This window comes from Sorangium sp. So ce385, assembly GCF_051474135.1.
Classification (GTDB): Bacteria; Myxococcota_A; Polyangia; order Polyangiales; family Polyangiaceae; genus Sorangium; species Sorangium cellulosum_D.
Window position 1 is genome coordinate 3,302,851 of record NZ_CP150337.1, and the last position, 16,352, is coordinate 3,319,202.

The window sequence follows — 16,352 nt, forward strand, 5'->3', positions numbered from 1 at the left end:
CCGTGAGGCGCGCGCCTTGGATCAGGCTGCTCCTGTGGCACGCGAGCGCCGCCATCCCGGTCCTCGGCGCGGCCGCGGCGTTCTACGGGCCCGCGCTCGAGAGGACGGGCGGCGCCTGGCCGGCGCCGCTCGACGACGTCTACATCCACTTCGGCTTCGCCCGCGCCGCGGCCCTGGGCCACCCGTTCTCGTGGATCCCCGGCAACGGCTACTCGTCGGGCGGGACCAGCCTGATCTACCCCCTCGCCCTCGCGCCCGGGTACCTGCTCGGCTTCCGCGGCGCCTGGCTCGGCCTCTTCGCCGCGCTCCTCGCCTGCGCCGCGCTGCTCGACCTGTGCCGCTCGCTCCGGCGGCTCCTCGAGCCGCGCGGCGGGGCCGGCGCCGCCTCGTCCCGCTGGGTCGCGTGGGTCGCGCCGCTCTTCGTCGTGGCCGTGCCGCTGCTCGACTGGAGCTGGTTCTCCGGCATGGAGGTCGCGCTGCTCGGCGCCGTGCTGGGCCGGGCGCTCGTCGCGGTGCGGCGCGCGGAGCTCGCCCCGCCGGCGCGGCGCCCGGCCGAGCAGCTCCGGGCGGGGCTCCTCGCCGCGCTGCTCGTCGCGACGCGGCCCGAGGCGATCGCGCTTGCGGCGCCGCTCGCCGTCGCCGTCGCCCACGCCGCGGGCTCGCTCGGCGCGGCCGCCTCGCTCGCGCGCGCGTCGCTGCCCACCGCGCTGCTCCTCGGCGCGCACGCCGCCGCCAACCGCGCGCTTACGGGCGAGTGGGGCGCCGCCGGGGCCGTGCGCAAGCTCCTCCTCTCGAACCCGTACCCCACGCCGCTCGAGAAGGCGGTGGAGGTGATCAAGAACCTCGCCGCGCTGCGGGTGCAGGCGCTGGAGAGCGCCCTCGGCGGCCCGTGGCTCTCCCTCGTCCTGCCGGCGCTCGGCGCCGTCGCGGCGCTCGATCGCCGCTCGCGGCGCGTCGCCGTGCCGCTCCTGCTCGGCGCGTACGGCTCGCTGCTGCTCGTCGCGCTCAACGCGACGGCGCGTTACCAGAACCTCCGCTACGCCGCCCCGTCGCTCGCGATGCTGCTCCTCGCCGCGGCGCTCGGGGCCGAGGCGCTCGCGCGACGGGGCCGGCTCGCGGCGGGCGTCGCGGCGGCGCTCGCGGTCGCGGCGCTCGCCGCGCCGTCCGGGGGGTTCGCGCGGCAGATCGATCACTTCGCCCGCGCCTCGGCGAACATCGCCGGCCAGCACGTCGAGGTCGCGCGGCGGCTCGCCGCGCGCGCGCGCCAAACCGGAGCGCCGCGGCGGGTGCTCCTCGGCGACGCGGGCGCGATCCCGTACCTGTCGGGCATCCCCGCCATCGACGGGCTCGGCCTCGGCGGGTACCGGGGGATGCCGTTCGCGCGGGCCTCGGTGCACGGCGTGCCCGCCGTGGTCGAGCTCATCGAGCGGCTCGACCCCGCCGAGCGGCCGGACGTCTTCGCCCTGTACCCCTCCTGGTGGGGCGGCCTCGCGGATGTCTTCGGCCGGCGCGTCGACGCGGTGAAGATCGACGACAACGTCATCTGCGCCGCGGACGAGAAGGTGATCTACGAGGCGGACTGGTCGGCGCTCGCCCCGCCGGGGGAGCGCCGCGCCGGGGTCATCGACGAGGTGGACATCGCCGATCTCGTTGACGAGCGAGCCCACGGCTACGCCTTCCCGTCGCCGCGCGGCGGCTGGGTCATCGGCGCGGTGCTGCCGGGCGGCGGCGACGGCGCGGGCGGCGACGGCGCGGGCGGCGACGGCGCGCCGCGGTTCGACGCTGGCAGGCTCATCCCCGAGGGGCGCGAGCAGTCGTTCACGGTCGGCGCCGCCGCCGCGATCGCCCGAGGGCCTGCCGTGCTCGCGCTGCGCACCGACGGGGGCGGTCCGATCGCGCTCGGCGTCGCGGCCCTGCGCGACGCAGGCGGCGAGGCGCGCGTCGAGGTGCCCGAGCGCCCGGCGGGACGCTGGTTCGAGATCCGCGTGCCGCTGCGCGACGTCGCGCCGGGCGATCGGATCCGGATCCGCTCGCTCCTCGGGACGTTCCGCAGCTTCCACGTCTGGCTGCTGCGGCCGTGATCGGCCGGGACGCAGCGCGTCGGGAGGGCGCGGGGGCGCCGCGCGACGGATCCATGGTAAGAGCCACCACGTGGTGAGGTGGTTCCGTGCGTCGGCCTTCGCGGCGACCGCTGGCAGGGAGGTGGCCTCGTTCGCGCGGCAGGCGGTCCTCCTGCCGTACGACACCCTCGCGCCGGTGCTCCCTGCCGGGACGCGCGACGGCGACGACGTGGTGATCATCCTGCACGGCCTCTTCGCGTCGGCCGGCGTCCTCCGGCCGTTGCGGACGGCGATCGAGCGCCACGCATCCGCGTCGCGGGCGAAAGGCCGGCCAATCCCGGCGCGGGCCGAGCCTCCGTCGGGGGCGGTGCACACCGCGACGATGTCGTACGCGCCGGGGCCTGGCGTCGAGGAGCTGTCGGCGCGCCTCGGGGCCCTCGTCGCGGCGCTGCCGGGCGGGGCGCGCTTGCACCTCGTCGGCCACAGCATGGGCGGCATCGTGTGCCGCTTCTTCGCGCAGGAGGTCGGCGACCCGCGGATCGTGCAGACCATCTCGATGGCGAGCCCGTTCGGCGGCATCCCGCGCGCCGCGCTGCTCGGCTTCGGCGGCGCGCGCGATCTCGACGCCTCGAGCCCGCTCCTCCGGCGCGTCCTCCTCGGGACGGCGCGGTCGAGCGTTCCGCACCTGTCGATCGTCGCGGGGGCCGACACGCTGGTCCGCTCGCCCATCGCGCACGCGCTGCCGGGCTTCGAGGTGCGCGTGATGGAGGCGCGCGGGCACAACACGCTCCTCTTCGACCCCGAGGTGGCCGCGCTCGTGGCGCGGCGGATCGTCGAGCGGCGGGGCGGCGCGCCCTGACCTATCGCCGCTCGGCGCTTCGTGGTAGCTCGCTCGCGTGCGCTCGCCGATCGCCTGCCTCGTCGCCCTCGGGGCGTTGCTCGCCCCGCTCGCCTGGTCCTCGCCCTCGCGCGCGGACGCCTCCGCGTGGACCTTCGTCGGCGCCGGCGCGGTCGGCTGGAAGCAGGGGGACAGCGATCTCGTCCTCGACGGCGCGCTCTCGCTCGACGTCGGCGTCGGGACCACGCCGGACGCGCCGGTCATCGTGGGCGGCCTCGTGCGCGCGACCCCGCTCCTCGACAGCGGGATCGATCTCGCGCTGCTCGCGCGGGTCGCGACGCGCGGCTTCCAGGCCGGCCAGCTCGGCCTCGCCCTCGACGTGGGCGGCTACCAGCGCTTCTGGGGGGCGGGCTCCACCGGCGTGGCCGGCGCGCTCACGCTGGGGGCGCCGCTCGGGATCAGCCTGTCGCTCCAGGGGAGCTACGGGACCGACGACGCGATGGCGTTCGGCGCCATCGCGGGGATCGATCTGCTGCGGCTCACCGTGTACCGACAGGCGCTCCTGCCGGTGTGGCCGAACCCGTTCCCCGCGCAGCAGCGCGGGCGGGACGTCGCCTCGCGGTGAGGGGCGCGCGAGCGTCTCTCCGGACACGATGGGGAGCGATCGAGCTGGGAAGTGGGTCGTCGAGGATCGGGCGCGCGGCGCGCATCGGCGCCGCGGACGCCGATGGACGGGCGAACTCGTACCCCGGTACGCGGCGAGCGCGTGCTGCTGGAGGGGCGCAGGGGACGCTGCTCGACATCGATCACGGCACGTTCCCGTTCGTCACGTCGTCGGCGATCGTCGGGGGCGTGTGCGTGGGCGCCGGGGTCGGCCCGACGCGCATCCGCCGGGTGCTCGGCTTGGCGAACGCGTACTGCACGCGGGTGGGCAAGGGCCCTTTTCCGATGGAGCTCGGCGGCCAGCTCGGCGCGCGGCTGTGCTCGGTCGGCGCGGCGTACGGCGAGCTGCGGGCGGCTGCGCGGAACTACGTGGAGCTGGTGGAGAAGGAGACCGGCGTGCCGGTCGACGTCGTCTCGGTCGGCGCGGACCGCGAGGCTACTATCGTGCGGCGCAACGCGTTTGCGTGATGCGGCAGGGCTGAGGGCGCGCCGCCTGCGCGGGCGCCCCGCCGGGAAGTCCGTCGCTGGGGGCGGTGCGGGCGGGTGTGGGGCCCCCGCGGCCGCGCGGCCGGCGTTCGTGCGTCGGTGACGGCTTAACGCAGCCGCAGCCCGTGGTAGCTCATTCCTGGTCGGAGGGGTTGGAAGAGCGGGCTACGTTGAAGAGGTAGGCTTCCTGCTTCTCCCAATCGAGTATCAAGCGCCGAGCGATGGCCCGTCCATTGGCCAGGTGATAGGCGACCCATGCATCGAGGCCGTCGGCAGTTTTCTCACTGGGATCTAGCCAACTCCTAAAGCCACCAGATACGGAACCCGCTGACTCCTCCAGCTCGCGCTTGATCGATGCCGGATCAACTTGGACCCGAGCGAACAACGATTCGAGGTAGTCGGCCAAGGCGGTGCATGGATAATTCCCGGTGGCCCGCAGTCGCTCGACAGTCTCGGCGTCGCTCAGCGAGAGGATCCAGACCTCCTCTGGACCATACCAACTGGTGAACTCAGCAAGAATCTCGTCGATCGACTTGTTCATCTCTCGCTCGCAGTGCTCATGGCGCCATGCATTGAGCAAAGCAAATGCTACTGGTGGCCTCGCCAAGATCGCGTGCGTCGCACGCATCCGTGCAGCATCTGACGCGTTCGGCACCGGATGAAAGAACGCGATGTGGGGCTCATGTGCTTATTGTATCAACATCGAGCGTCCTGCCCGCCACCGTCACTTCGAACTCGATCCGATCGAGGGTAGGGGGTACGGATGCCGTCGGCGTGACGTGCTCGCTGCGCTCGGCGTTCCCGAGCCGCACGAGGGGTGGGACCGATCCGAGGGGCACGACGGGCCGAGCTCGCCGTAGCGGGCGCAGATAAGCTCGCTCGACGTCGAGCACGCCGCGCCTTCGCCGCCCGCCGCTCTCACTCGGCCGGCCCCCCACCCGCACCGCCGTCGACCCACGCCCGCGCGAGCTCCAGCGTCCTGGCGTTCTCCTCCACATCGCGGAGGAACCTCTCGCGCATCCCGGCATCCGCGATCCGCATCGCCACCTCGAGCAGCCGCTCGCGCGCCTCGGCGATCGCCGCGCGCGCCCCGGCGCGATCCCCCGCCGCGAAGAGCGCCTCCGCGTACACGAGGCGGGTCATCGCGTCCCCCTCCTCGACCCTCTCCACCGCGTCGAGCTGCGCCACGGCCTCGCGGCTCTCCGCGAGCGCCTCGGCCGACCTGCCGCGGGCGAGCAGCACGGACGCCAGCGTCGCCCGGGCCGCGACCTGGGCCTGTTGCGCCGTCTCCAGCAGCGCCGCCGCGCGGCGGGCCTCGACCTCCGCCTCGTCGAGCCGGCCAGCGTCTCGCAGGATCCCCGCGAGGTACGTCCGAGACCAGCCCTCCCCGCGCCGGCTGCCCTGCGCCGCGCACAGCGCCGCGGACCTCGCCTGCACCACGCGCGCCTCCTCGAGGGCGCCGGTGCGCCAGAGGACACGACCCAGATCGTGCAGCGTGAAGCCGAGCACGTAGTCGAGCCCCATCCGCTCGGCCTCCGCGACCGCGGCGCGCAGCCGTACCATCGCCTCCGCATAGGCGCCGAGCAGCGACTCCCGGAACCCGAGGTTGCAGCGCTCGATGCACGCCCGCCGCAGATCGCCGACCTGCTCGTAGCAACGGAGGGCCTGCGCGGCCATCGCGCAGCTCTCGTCGAGGTGCCCGGCGAAGAGCTCGCGCATCCCGCGCTGCCGGTAGATCGGCCCGCTCACGCTCGGGTCGTCGCGGAAGCGCTCGGCGACCGCCTCGATGCGCCGATGGAGCGCCTCGGCCCGGTCGTGAAGACCCGCGAGCAAGAGGTCCAGCGCGATCGACGCCGCCGCCGTCACCGCCGGAGCGGACGCCTGCCCCTCGGGCCACGCGTCGGCGAGCGCCGCGTCGAGCTGGAGGAGATCCTCGGGCTGCCCGAGGTGCCTCGCCGCGCGCCCGGCCTCGGACAGCGCGGCGTACCAGGCCCCGGTGCCCTTCGGCAGCACCCGCAGCGCGACCTGCGCGCAGCGGCCGAACTCGGCGAGATCCCCGCGCCACCTGCGCGCCTCGGCCCGCAGCAAGAGCAGCTCCCCCTGAGCGTCGCCGCTCGCCCCGAGCGAGAGCGCGCGCTCGGCCCACCGGACCACCGCGCCGAAGTCGTTCGCGGCGAACGCCTGCGCCGCCGCTCGCTGGTAGAGCTCCGCGGCGCGCGCGCGCTCGCCGCCCCGATCGAGGTGCTCGGCGATGACCGCCGCCGACGGCTCGGCGGCGCGCTCGAGCCACGCCCCCGCCAGCCGATGCCCGAGCGCGCGATCCTCCTCGGTCAGCATGCCGTAGGCCGCCTCGCGCACGAGCGCGTGCCGGAACGCGATCTCCCGCTCGCCCTGGAACCTCGACGCCGACCGGGTGACGATCCACTCGAGCCGCTCCAGGCGAGCGAGGTGGCCGTCGATCTCCGCGCCGCCCGCGCCGCCCGCGCCGCCCAGCAGCGCGTCGAGCGCGCCTCGCCAGAAGACGTCCCCGAACACGCTCCCAGCGCGCAGCAGCCGGCGCGCCACGTCGTCCAGCCCCTCGAGCCTGGACCGCACCATGGCCAGCACCGTCTCCGGCGCGTCCCGCATGTCGCCTTCGGCGGTCGCGCGGATCAGCTCCTCCAGGTAAAACGCGTTGCCTTCGGCCTGCGCCACGATGCGCTCCAGCGTCGCGTCGCTCACCCGATCGCCGAGCACCTGCCGCACGAGCCGCGCGCTCGCCTTGGAGGTCAGCGGCTCGAGGCGGATCTCCTGGAGCCCCCGCTCGGCCCACAGCCGGGGGAACTGCTCGTGCACGTCCGGGCGCGCCAGCGAGAGCAGCATCCACGGCTTGTCGCGGACGCGGCGCAGCGCCTCGTCGATGTACTGGACCGTCGGCGTGTCGCTCCAGTGCAGGTCCTCGAGCACGAGGAGCAAGGGGCGCTCGTCGCACGACGCTGCGAGGAAATCCACCCAGGCCCGCTGCATCTGGTCGCCGAGGAGCCGGACGTCGCCGCGCGCGGCGCGCAGCTGGAGGCTCTCCTCGTCGGGGAACGGGGTGTTCAGGAGCTCTCCGAGGAACTCCGACACGCGCTGCGCGTCGGCCCCGCCGAAGTACCTGCCGACGTGGGCGCGGAGCTTGTCCCGGCGCGCCTCGAGCGGCTCCCCGTCCTGAATGCCGCCGCACGCCTGCCGCAGCGCCTGACCGAGCAGGCCGAGCGCGGCGCCCGCGCGCAGCGGGTCTCCTCGGCCGACCCACAACGCGAACGAGGGCTCGCGCTGGCGGGCGCGGAGCAGCATCTCGTAGGCGATGCGCGACTTGCCCATGCCCGCCGGCCCGGTCACGAGCACCGCGCGCGCCCTCGACTCCTCGATGCACTGGGCGCGGAGCGCCTCGAGCGCCGCGATCACCCAGTCGCGCCCGACGCACGCGGTCGGCCTGCCGAGCAGCGTCCGCGCGCCCTTCGCGAGCGCCTGCTCGCCGTGGAGCCACAGGCCCGCCTCGGTCTCGACCACATCGAAGCGGGCGTCGAGCAGCCCCGCCGTCACCTCGTCGATCGCGATCGGCCGCGCTTGCCCCGCGTCCTGCGCGGGCTGCGCCAGCGTCCGCGCCACCCGGTCCATGAGGTTGCTGGCGGGCAGCCTCCCCGAGAGCTCGGCGGTGCCCGTCGCGAGGGCGATCGGCCGGTCGCCGGCGTGCTTGCGCAGCGAGAGCGCGCAGCGGGCCGCTCGCACCGCCTGATCCGTGGCCAGGCCCGTCCCCGTGAACGTGACCAGGATCGAGCTGTCCAGAAGGAGGTCGAGCTGACACCCGAGCCCGGCGACCTCCCGGGTCACCTCGTCCGAGGCCGAGGCGATCTCGGTCTCCGCGTCCGGCCTCCCCGCGCCGCTGGCCGCGCCCGGCTCGGGGGCCATCAGCAGCACGCACTGCACCCGCCGCTCCCTGTGGGTCAGCGACAGCGGCGACGACGGCGCCGAGCTCGCCGGCGCCGCCGCCATGGAGAGCGTCGCGCCCAGGCCGACCGCCTCGAGCGCCGCGGCCACCGCCGCGCCGTCGCGCGGGCGCTCCGCCGGGTTCTTGGCGAGCATCCGGGCGCAGAGCGCGTCGAGGTACGGCGGCACCTCCGCGCGCAGCTCGCTCGCCCGCGGGACGTCCTCCAGCACGATCTTCAGCAGCGTCGCCATGAAGCTGTCGCCCCGGAACGCCTGCACGCCGGTGAGGCACTCGAACAGCACGCAGCCGAGCGCGAACACGTCGGCGCGCGCGTCGATCGCCGTCCTGTTCCGGGCTTGCTCGGGGGCGATGTAGGCGGGGGTCCCCACGATCACCCCCGACTGGGTCATCCGCGTCACCTCGGAGAACCGGGCGATCCCGAAGTCGAGCAGCTTCACCCGCGCGACGTCGCGATCCACGAGGAACAGGTTGGAGGGCTTGAGATCGCGATGGACGATCCTCCGCGCGTGCACGACCGCGAGCGCCTCGGCGGCGCGCGTCACGAGCGTGACCGCCTCGTCCACGCTGAGATCGCGGCGCGAGAGCCGCGCGCCGAGGTCCTCTCCCTCGAGCCACTCCATGGCGAGGTAGGGCGCGCCCTCCGCCGTCCACCCGTGCGCCACATAGCGGCAGATGCCCGGGTGATCGAGCTCGGCGAGCAGCGCGGCCTCGCGCATCAGGCGCTCGGCGTTCCGCGGGTCGAGCTGGTAGAGCACCTTGACGGCGACGGTCCCGCCGGACGCCCGATCGCGCGCCTGGTAGACCTCCCCCATTCCACCGGCGCCTCCGAGCTTTTCGAGCTCGAATCGCCCGGCGATCACCTCTCCCCCGCGCATAGCGGCGAAGTATCGCCCGGTTCGAGGCGCGTTTGCACCGGGGAGCACGCGACCGGCGCGGCCTCCAGGCGGCGACGAGGTCGCCGGGGGGCCGACCTGCCGCGGCCCCGTACCCTTCGCCCCCGCGCGCCCTTCGCCCCCGCCTGGGCGCCGCCCGGGCGTCAGCCCGAGAAGCCCGCGAGCGCCTCCACGAGCCGATCGAGGTCCGCGCGGCTATGCCGCTCGGTCACCGCGACGAGGAGCTCGTCGCGCCGCCGGGCGTCGATGCGGCCGAGATCGAGCCCCGCGATGATGCCCTGCTCGGCCAGCGCCCGCGTGAGCTTCCCGGCGTCGCCGCCGCGGACCCTCACGACGAACTCGTGGAACGTCGGCGCCGCGAGCGGCAGCGCGTACCCGTCGAGCCGCGCGATCTCCCGCTTGAGGTGCTCCGCCTTCGCGAGGCACTGCCGCGCCGCCTCGACGAAGCCGCGCTTGCCGAGCATGCACATCCGCATCGTGACCGCCGTCGCGCACAGGCCGCTGTTCGTGCAGATGTTGCTCGTCGCCCGCTCCCTCCGGATGTGCTGCTCGCGCGTGGCGAGCGTCAGCACGTACCCCCGGGTCCCGTGCTTGTCGACCGTCTCGCCGACCAGCCTGCCGGGCACCTGCTGGAGGTACTTGCGGTCGTTCCTGCACGCGAACAGCCCGACGTTCGGCCCGCCGTACTGCGGCGGCAGCCCGAGCGGCTGGCCCTCCGCCACGGCGATGTCGGCGCCGAGCGCGCCCGGCGACTCGAGCAGCGCGAGCGCGTACGGGTCGAGCGTGACCGTGATCAGCAGCGCGCCCTTCTGGTGGCACGCCTCGGCCACCCTCCGGATGTCGCCCACGACGCCGAAGAAGTTCGGATAGCCGACCACCACGCACGCGGTCGTCTCGTCGATCGCCCGCGTCAGCGCCTCGACGTCCGCCGTGCCGTCGCGGCCGACGTCGACGCGGGCGAGCGACGCCTTGCCGCTGCCGATGCCGTGCACGTACGTCTCGACCGTGCCGACGTAGTCGGGGTGCACGCCCTCGGACAGCACCGTGCGCTCGCGCCCCGTGAGCCTGCGGGCCATCAGCACGGCCTCGGCGAGCGCGCTGGCGCCGTCGTACATCGACGCGTTGGCGACCGGCAGCCCGAGGATCTCGCTCACGATCGTCTGGAACTCGAAGATCACCTGGAGCGTGCCCTGGGAGACCTCGGGCTGGTACGGCGTGTAGGCGGTGTAGAACTCGCTCCGGAGCAGCAGCTGATCGGCGGCCGGCGGGAAGTGGTGCTCGTAGGCGCCGGCCCCCAGGAACGAGAGCATGCGCCCGGCGCGGTTCTTCTGCGCGAGCTCCTCGAGGTGCCGCATGAGCGAGGCCTCGTCGAGGGGCGGATCCATCGAGAGCGGGCGCGTGAGGCGCGCCTCCTTCGGGATCGCGCTGTAGAGCTCCTCGAGCGACGACAGGCCGACGGCCTGCAGCATCTCGCTGATTTCCTCGGGCGTGTGGGGCAGGTAACGCATGGTGTTGTGCAGCGGGCAGGGTGATGCGGGGGGCGCGGCGCTCAGTGCGCCGCGGACTTCAGCAGCTCGGCGTAGGCGGCGGGGTCCATGAGCGCGCCGAGCTCGCCCTGGTCCGAGGGCGCGACCTCGATCATCCACGCCTTGCCGTAGCAGTCATCGTTGACGAGCTCGGGGCGGCTCTCGAGCTCGCCGTTCACGCGCACGATCTTGCCGCTCACCGGCGCGAACAGGTCGCTCAGCGTCTTGACGCTCTCGATGGTGCCGAACGCCTTGCCCGCGGCGATCGTGTCGCCGGGCTTCACGTCGAGGTTGACCAGCGTGATGTCGCCGAGCTGATCGACCGCGAAGGCGGTGATCCCGACGAAGACGTGGTCGTTCTCCTGCTTGGCCCACTCGTGGTCCTTCGTGTACCGCCGGTCCGTCCGGACATCATCGCTCGCCATGGACTTCTTCTCCCTTTGCCAACCTGGATCTCTGCTCGTCTCGCGGCCGTTCGGTCCGCGCGCCCGCGCGCCCGCGCGTCAGGCCCGCTTGTAGAACGGGGTCTTGACCACGACGGCCTCGACCGAGCGCCCGCGGCAGTCGACCTGGAACGCGGTCCCCACCTTGGCCATCGACGCCGGCAGGTAGCCGAGCCCGATGTTCTTGCCGACGGTCGGCCCGGGGCTGCCGCTCGTGCACACGCCGACCTTCGCGCCGCCTTCGTCGAGCAGCGGGTAACCGTGGCGCGCGATGCCGCGCCCCACCATCTCGAAGCCGATCAGCTTGCGCGCGGGCCCCTCGTCCTTGACGCGCTGGAGCGCGCCGCGCCCGACGAAATCGCCCTTGTCGAGCTTCACCACCCAGCCGAGGCCCGCCTCGATCGGGTTCGTGGTCTCGTCGATGTCGTTGCCGTAGAGCGACAGCCGCGCCTCCAGGCGGAGCGTGTCGCGCGCGCCGAGGCCCGTCGCCTCGATGCCGAGCGGGCCGCCGAGCTCGACCAGCGCGCGCCAGAGCCGCTGCGCGTCGGACGGGGAGCAGAAGATCTCGATGCCGTCCTCGCCGGTGTAGCCGGTGCGGGCCACGGTGCAGCGGACGTTGGCGAGCGTCGCGTCGCGGAAGTGGAACGACGGCAGCTCGCGCAGCGTCGGGCCGTCGCCGCCCGCGAGCGCGACGATGTCGAGCGCCTTCGGCCCCTGGAGCGCCATCATCGCCGTGCGGTCCGAGGCGTCCTCGAAGCTGCAGTGTCCCTGCGCCGCGCTCCGGAAGTGGGCCGCGATCTTGTCGCGGTTCGACGCGTTGCAGACGATGAGCCACTGCCGCGCGTCGATCCGGTAAACGATGAGATCGTCGAGGATCGTGCCGCCCTCGTTGCACGCGCACGTGTAGAGCGCGTGTCCGTCCTCCAGCTTCTTGACGTCGTTCGTGACGAGGTAGTCGACCACCCGTCCGGCGTGCTCGCCGCTCAGGATCATCTCGCCCATGTGCGAGACGTCGAAGAGCCCGGCGGCGGTGCGCACCGCCCGGTGCTCCTCGGTCACGCCTTTGTACTGGACCGGCATTTCCCAGCCGGCGAACGGGACCATGCGGCCGCCGAGCTTGATGTGCTCGTCGTAGAGCGGGGTCCTTCGGAGCGGAGCGGTGGGGAGCGGCTTGGTCGACACGGGCGCGATCTACTTCGAAAGGTCGGGGATGTCGACTGGCGTGGCGGCGTCCCGCGGCGCGCCACGTCGAGGCCGCCGGCGGCGCGCGCTCACTCGAGGCGGGTGGGATCGAGCACCTTGCCGTCCGGCGTGAGCCCGTTGCGACGCCAGCGCTCCTCGACGGAAAGCCCCCGCTCCGGGGGCGGGCGGGTCTCGTCGCGGACGACGAGCTCCGAGACGTGCGCGCGCGAGACGACCTCGACGCGGAGCACCCGCTGCGGCGCGCCCTTCACGGTCGCGCGCGAGAAGATCGTCTTCGCCGGCCCGGTCTCGACGTTGCCGGCGAGCACGCGCGTGCGCACGTAATTGGCCACGCGCTCGGCCGGGATTTCCCCGACCGCGAAGACCGCGTCGGAGAAGCGCGCGCGCACCTTCATGCGCCGCGGGATGGGGAGGCCGAACGCCTGCTCGGCGCCCTCGGCGAGCTCGCCCGGCTGCACCTGGTCGACGGGCGGCCTCGGCGCCGAGGCCTCGCTCGCCGGCGGCGGCGGCGCTGGCGCAGGCGCCTCGCTGCGGCAGGCGGGCGCGGAGGACGCGGCGGACGCGCAGATGACGGCCGCGGCGAGCGCCGCGGCGGCGCGCGACAGGCCGCCGCGCTTCATTCGAGGATGGTCGCCCACGAGTCGATCTTAACGACCTTGCGCGGCGTCGGCAGCGTCGTCGTGCTCGTCCGCGTCTCGCCCCCCTGGGCGTCCTCCTGGCCCGCGGCGCCGGTGTGGAACACGAGCTGGTACTCGGGCGGGGTCGACTGCCGGACGATCGTCTGGGTGCCGAAGTGCGGATCGGTGTACTCCTCCGTCTCCGTGCACGTCGGCTTCTGCATCACGGCGACGCCGAAGACGACCGTCCCCGGCGCCTGATCCTCGAAGGGAGGCGCCATCGGATCGTCGACGAGGCAGCCGCTCCCGCTCGGGTACGCGGCCGGGGTCGCCGCCTGGCCGCGCAGGTAGTTGACGCCCCAGACCGAGCCGAACCCGTCCGCGCACGCGAAGGTCCCGGGCGCCACGGGCGTGAACGTCGCGAAGTACGCGCAGCCGTTGAAGAGGGCGATGGGCCCGGTCACGCGCTTGCCGTTCGTGAGGGGCACGACCCAGTTCTCGGAGATGCGCACGCTCGTCTCGTGCGGCCGCTCGATGATCGACCAGACCCGCGTCTCGACCCCCGGCGTGAACGACTCCTGATCGCCCGTGGAGAACAGGACGACCGTGTTGCCGAGCGGGTCGGTGCTGACGATCGGCGTCGTCTGGATCGGCTGGCTGCTCGCCGCGGTGTCGCTCGCGAACGAGTACGCGTCCCAGGCGAGGGACACGCTCCACTCGTCCGGGTCCGTGCTCGACAGGTTGACGCGCCAGAGCGTCCCGTCGGCGTCCCCGACGTAGATGCGCTCGGCGACCTCGCCGACGCCCGCCGGGAACGGCACGGGGACGCCGGTGATCGGCGAGTCGAAGTCGACCTCCGTGGTCCGAGACGAGAGCCCGGCCGGCGCCTCGGAGGGGAGGCCCCGGAACGTGCGGAGCACCTCGCCGGTGTCGAGCCGGACGATCGTGAGCGAGCGCGCCGGCCCGACGGGGCCGCCGCTGCCCGCGGTGCCCCAGCACCGCACCGAGCTGCGGACGGACAGGCTGCCCGTCGGATGGAAGAGCGGGTTCGTCGTGCCCTTCCGGTTGCACGCGCTCTGGCTGGTGTCGAGCGGGGCGGAGCCGCCGGGCAGGATGGCGACCGCGATCTCGCGGACCTCGCCCTTGTACTCCATCTCGACCATGCCGATCGCCGGCGTCGGGGTCGACGCGCCGAAAAGCCGGTTGTCTTCGTCGTCGGTGGAGAGCTGCCAGAGGAACCGCGGCGCCGCGGGGTTCGTCACGTCGAGCGCGTAGTAGAAGCCGCCGCCCGCGCCGCCGCCGGCGAGCAGCACCGTGCTCCACGACGCGGTCGCCTCGCTGATCTGCGCCGACGTGCGCTCGAAGACGACGTTCTTCACGACGGGCGCGCCGTCGAGCAGGATCGATTGCTGGTTGAACGTATCGAGGAGGCGAGGGAGGACGTAGGGCGGCAGGAAGGACCAGAGCTCGTTGTTCTCGACGCGGTCCACCTTGAGCGGGTCGGCCGCGGTCGCGGCCGTCACCTGGAAGGCGTGGAGCTGCCCGTCGGTCGTGGCGGTGTAGAGCACGAGCGGCCGGTTCGCCTGGGCGGGCTGCTCCGCGAAGAGCCGGTACGACTCGTCGGGGATGTAGTCGCGCGGCGGCCCCACGATGACCGGCGTGGAGTGGTAGATGCTGCCGAGCTCGTTGCCGTCGCGGGAGGGGACGTTCGCGGGCATCGGCTCGCCGGTCTCCCACTCGATGATGCGCTCGGCGCAGGCCTCGGCGGTGGTCGCCTGCAGCCCGCCCGAGCACTGCGCGGGGACGCTGCCCAGGCTCGGATCGAGGCCGAGCGCGCGCGGCGCGCTGGAGAGCGCGTCCGCGAACCCCTGCGCCGCCTCAGGCACGCCGCTGCCGGTCACCGTGCCCGTGTAGTCGCTGAGCCCGTCCTCGGAGGCGGCCGCGGGGCGGATGGTCCGCTGCGACCAGATGCGCTGCTCGTCGACGTCGAGCTCGCCGATCACGCTGAGGAACCTCCGCGGCCGCGCCAGATCGTTGGAGCTCACGTTGGCGGCGAAGTCGTCGCCCTTGCTGGGGTCGATGTCCTCCAGCTGCGTCGTCATCACGCCGTTCACGGACTCGCAGACGTAGCGCTTGCGCTCGAGGTTGCCGCTCCAGAGCGAGCCGTCCGCCGGCGGGCTGAACGACGAGCCGAACTGGTAGGCGACGCCCGCGGCCTCGCTGCCGTTGTTCACGGTCGAGGACGCCGTCGCGAAGACGGGGAGGGTGCGGCTCGTCGAGTTCGCGGAGATGCGCGCGAAGATCTGCGACATGACCGCGGACAGCTCGTTGGCGTCGTCGGGGAAGTAGCCGCGGTCGGTCCCGCCCTCGATGGCGATGCGCGAGAGCGTGCAGCACGCCTTGACCGCGCCGGTGGCGTTGTCGCAGCGCCCGGCGGGCAGGAAATCGGTGCTGGAGATCCTCGCGCAGTCGAAGGTCGGATCGCTGAGCTCCTGCCGCGCCTGGGTGGTGAGCCCGAACCCGACGGCATAGGTCCGCACGCGCCGGTTCGGGTTCACGTGGGTGTTGAGCGAGTGCGCGATGACGTGCGGCTCCTCGTACGGGCAGCCCGTGCCCTCGGGGCCGGGGCCCGGGCCCTGCGCGCAGGTCGGGCGCAGATCGAGGTTCGGCTCGCCGTCGGAGACGAGCACGATCGAGGTCTTGCGGCAGCCGCCGCTGATGTACGGATCGTCGCGCGGCCCGAGCGGCTGGCCCTCCCAGAGGGAGGCCTCGTTGAGGATGTAGTCGCGCGCGTCGGACAGCATCCCGGCGAGCGGCGTGGCGCCGTACGGCCGCGTCGCGAGGAGCGCCTTCTGGATCTTCAGGTTCTTCTCGCGCACGGCGTCGATGGGCGCGTCGAAGGTCGGGAAGGGGATGAGCGGCCCCTCCCAGAGCGGCGCCGCCGGGTTCTTGGCGCCGACCTCCATGTCCGCGACGGCGCAGTCGGGCGGGTTGCCCCGCGCCGGGTAGCCCGCGCCGCTCTGGAACTCGAGGAAGTAGCTCCACATCCCGCGCATGCCGCTCTGGGCGTTGCGCACGCCGCTGACGAGCCCGGTGCGCGCGTCGGGGAGCGTGTCGAACGTCATGAGCGAGAACCGGATCCGGTCCTGGTAGACGTCGAGCAGGCCGTTGGGAGCGTCGTAGGGGAACGTGCAGCCGATGGCCGCATCGTCGTACCTGTGCCCGACCACGTCGTCGTGGGTCGCCCCGGGGGTCGGCGTGCAGCCGTTGGAGAGCAGGCGATGGAACGAGAGGTAGTAGTTCGCGTCGTACGGCGGCTCCCCATCGATGGTGAACTCGTCGATGAACTCGGGCTGCGTGCGGGGCTGCGCGTAGCAGGAGAAGTCCGGGATCGGACCGGTGAGCGACTCGACGAGCTTCGTCCAGCGGCTCTTCTGGGCCTCGGAGGCGGGGGGCGTGAGCGGGTTGCAGTCCGGCTCCCCGCCCGCCACCGTCTTCTCCATCGAGCCCGACGTGTCGACGAGCAGGAGGACGTTCGGCAGCGGCGGCTCGACATCCATGGCCTGCGCGCGCGCGCGGGCGGCGACGAGGCCGACCGTCGCCGCGGAGCCCATCGTGACAAGGACCTTCGTCAGGTTTCGCATCGTGCG

At 73.6% G+C, this 16,352-nt stretch carries 10 protein-coding genes and 1 pseudogene; 4 read left to right on the forward strand and 7 right to left on the reverse strand.

Annotated elements, in window-relative coordinates; genetic code table 11:
• The first annotated feature begins 2 nt into the window (after window positions 1-2).
• From WME83_RS12355 to WME83_RS12370, 4 genes and pseudogenes are all read left to right on the forward strand, one after another.
• Window positions 3-2,081, forward strand: coding sequence for a hypothetical protein (locus WME83_RS12355; protein WP_437319480.1), 2,079 nt, complete (start codon window positions 3-5; stop codon window positions 2,079-2,081).
• A 73-nt stretch (window positions 2,082-2,154) separates the two neighbouring features.
• Window positions 2,155-2,919, forward strand: a complete 765-nt coding sequence (locus WME83_RS12360) for a hypothetical protein (protein ID WP_437319481.1) — start codon at window positions 2,155-2,157, stop codon at window positions 2,917-2,919.
• Between the two features lie 37 nt (window positions 2,920-2,956).
• Window positions 2,957-3,523 carry a hypothetical protein gene (locus WME83_RS12365; protein WP_437319482.1) on the forward strand — a complete coding sequence of 189 codons (567 nt, stop codon included), beginning with the start codon at window positions 2,957-2,959 and terminating at the stop codon, window positions 3,521-3,523.
• Between the two features lie 102 nt (window positions 3,524-3,625).
• Window positions 3,626-4,029: pseudogene (locus tag WME83_RS12370) on the forward strand (adenylosuccinate synthetase); the annotation flags it as partial.
• A gap of 151 nt (window positions 4,030-4,180) precedes the next feature.
• Here WME83_RS12370 and WME83_RS12375 read toward each other — a convergent pair.
• The 7 genes from WME83_RS12375 to WME83_RS12405 all read right to left on the reverse strand — a co-directional run bounded on the left by WME83_RS12375 (window position 4,181) and on the right by WME83_RS12405 (window position 16,346).
• Window positions 4,181-4,588, reverse strand: coding sequence for a hypothetical protein (locus tag WME83_RS12375; RefSeq protein WP_437319483.1), 408 nt, complete (start codon window positions 4,586-4,588; stop codon window positions 4,181-4,183).
• A gap of 377 nt (window positions 4,589-4,965) precedes the next feature.
• Entirely contained in the window at window positions 4,966-8,895 is a 3,930-nt protein-coding gene (locus WME83_RS12380) for a serine/threonine-protein kinase (protein ID WP_437319484.1), read from the reverse strand.
• 161 nt (window positions 8,896-9,056) lie between these two features.
• The gene (gene gcvPA, locus WME83_RS12385) at window positions 9,057-10,421 is read right to left on the reverse strand and encodes an aminomethyl-transferring glycine dehydrogenase subunit GcvPA (RefSeq protein ID WP_437319485.1); all 1,365 of its coding nucleotides are present in this window, start codon (window positions 10,419-10,421) and stop codon (window positions 9,057-9,059) included.
• Window positions 10,422-10,462: 41 nt separating this feature from the next.
• Window positions 10,463-10,864: a glycine cleavage system protein GcvH gene (gene gcvH, locus WME83_RS12390; protein ID WP_437319486.1), complete on the reverse strand. Its 402-nt coding sequence runs from the start codon at window positions 10,862-10,864 to the stop codon at window positions 10,463-10,465.
• Window positions 10,865-10,942: 78 nt separating this feature from the next.
• Window positions 10,943-12,064 (reverse strand): glycine cleavage system aminomethyltransferase GcvT, encoded by a 1,122-nt coding sequence (gene gcvT, locus WME83_RS12395; protein WP_437319487.1) that lies wholly within the window; start codon window positions 12,062-12,064, stop codon window positions 10,943-10,945.
• Window positions 12,065-12,153: 89 nt separating this feature from the next.
• Window positions 12,154-12,705 carry a hypothetical protein gene (locus WME83_RS12400; protein WP_437319488.1) on the reverse strand — a complete coding sequence of 184 codons (552 nt, stop codon included), beginning with the start codon at window positions 12,703-12,705 and terminating at the stop codon, window positions 12,154-12,156.
• Window positions 12,702-16,346: a hypothetical protein gene (locus tag WME83_RS12405; protein WP_437319489.1), complete on the reverse strand. Its 3,645-nt coding sequence runs from the start codon at window positions 16,344-16,346 to the stop codon at window positions 12,702-12,704. The genes WME83_RS12400 and WME83_RS12405 overlap by 4 nt, the downstream gene beginning before the upstream one ends.
• Window positions 16,347-16,352 lie beyond the last annotated feature (6 nt).